Annotated in this window: 1 protein-coding gene; it reads right to left on the bottom strand. The window is 38.9% G+C overall.

Annotated elements, in window-relative coordinates; genetic code table 11:
* Positions 1-121: 121 nt before the first annotated feature.
* Positions 122-1,333 (bottom strand): IS110 family transposase, encoded by a 1,212-nt coding sequence (locus DWY63_RS17835; protein ID WP_019160295.1) that lies wholly within the window; start codon positions 1,331-1,333, stop codon positions 122-124.
* Positions 1,334-1,631: the final 298 nt, after the last annotated feature.

The following is a 1,631-nucleotide window of genomic DNA, read 5'->3' on the forward strand; positions in this document are numbered from 1 at the left end:
AGCCTGCAAATAAAAAGTCAATACTAAAATTGAAGAAAGTTAAAAAACTTTACAGGTTAAAAATTAGGCATTAAAATAAGGCCACCACAACCAGTGCTGGTCTGAAAGTAAAAGTTTTGAATTAGCTTGGATCAGGAAGAACAGAAAGATATTCTTTCACTCGTCCATAGTATATTCTGAGAAATTTATTAGCACCTGCAGTCATATAAACATAGTAAGGCTTACCCTGGGTGCGTTTTCTGTCCATGAATTGATATACAGGATCATCCTGAGGCATGGTTTTGATAAGAACATCCATTACTTGAAAAAGAGTCTTTCTTAAATTTGAAGATCCACGTTTGGATGTTGGGACGCTTTTTTGGGCATAGGAACCAGATTCGTTTACCCCAGGATCAACTCCGGCGAATGCAGTAAGGGCTCCTTTATGCGTGAATCTGGTTACATCACCGATCTCAGCCATAAGCTGTGGACCGAGAGATGGACCAATCCCTTTAAACTGCATGACAATTGAGTATTCAGGAAGCTTTGAGGCAGTCTCGTTCATGAGAGTGCGTATTGTTTCGACAGTAACGGAAGTACTGTTGAGCTGATCGATAGCTTGTCTGATGATATGTTTGGTTATTTCATTCTTAGGAAATACTGGAACAAGTTCCTTTGTTTTGGTGTAAATTTCTTCCGCTTTTGATTTATTGAAGGCATATTTTTTGCGCTTGCACCAGTTCTGATAATGTTCAACAAAAGCGTTTAGAGACATTTTACGAATGCAATCTACATGCCAGTATGTAGAGACAAAATCAACCCATTTCTGGGAACCATCACTGCGGGTGGGACTATTGAAATAAGTATTTGCATTTGGATAGGTCTGGTCAATGAGGCCAATAAGATTATTTTTCATAGCCGTTTTTTGTTTCACATAGAAATGGAACTGACGATTCATGACCTTTAGCTGAGCGCGTAATTCATCTGTAATACTATACGGTTCAAGACTTTGCCATTTGTCAAGAGCGTAGCGGGCAATCTTGACAGAATCAGCTTTGTCGGACTTGATTTTGCGAAGAGAATCGTTATTAAAATCTTTGACCAACTTGGGATTAACAGCACTGACAAAGAGATCTGCTGCTGAAAGCTGGTGAGCAAGTGCTTCGTAGTAGCGGCCGGTATGTTCCATTACAACCCGGGATTCACCTTCGATAGAATGAATAAGTTTAATAAGTGAATGGATATCACTGGATGTGTGCTTAATCTCAAAAGGAGAGGATACAATCTCCCCAAATGGTCTCAGAATTGTAACCATACTTTTACCTTTTGAAACATCGATACCTACTGCGTTCATAAATTTATCACTCCTTAAAAAATATTACAATGGATAAATACCAGTTTTACTCATTACCTGTTCAAACTACTGTGTGTGACACGAATGCACCTAATGTGATTCAACCTGCATAAAACGAACACTGTGAATGAGGAGCCGGTTATCAGTCTAAAGTACGGACGCGAGGTCCAAGTGATGAAGTCGATATACCATTGCATCCTACATTCTAACAGTTTAAGTAATGAGATGGATAAATCCTTACTGGAAGTAAGGGGATTACCCATAAATATATTGTAGTAGTGATGAGTTAGACGCGCAA

It is taken from the genome of Blautia sp. AF26-2, from assembly GCF_003460955.1.
GTDB classification, from domain to species: Bacteria; Bacillota; Clostridia; order Lachnospirales; family Lachnospiraceae; genus Fusicatenibacter; species Fusicatenibacter saccharivorans.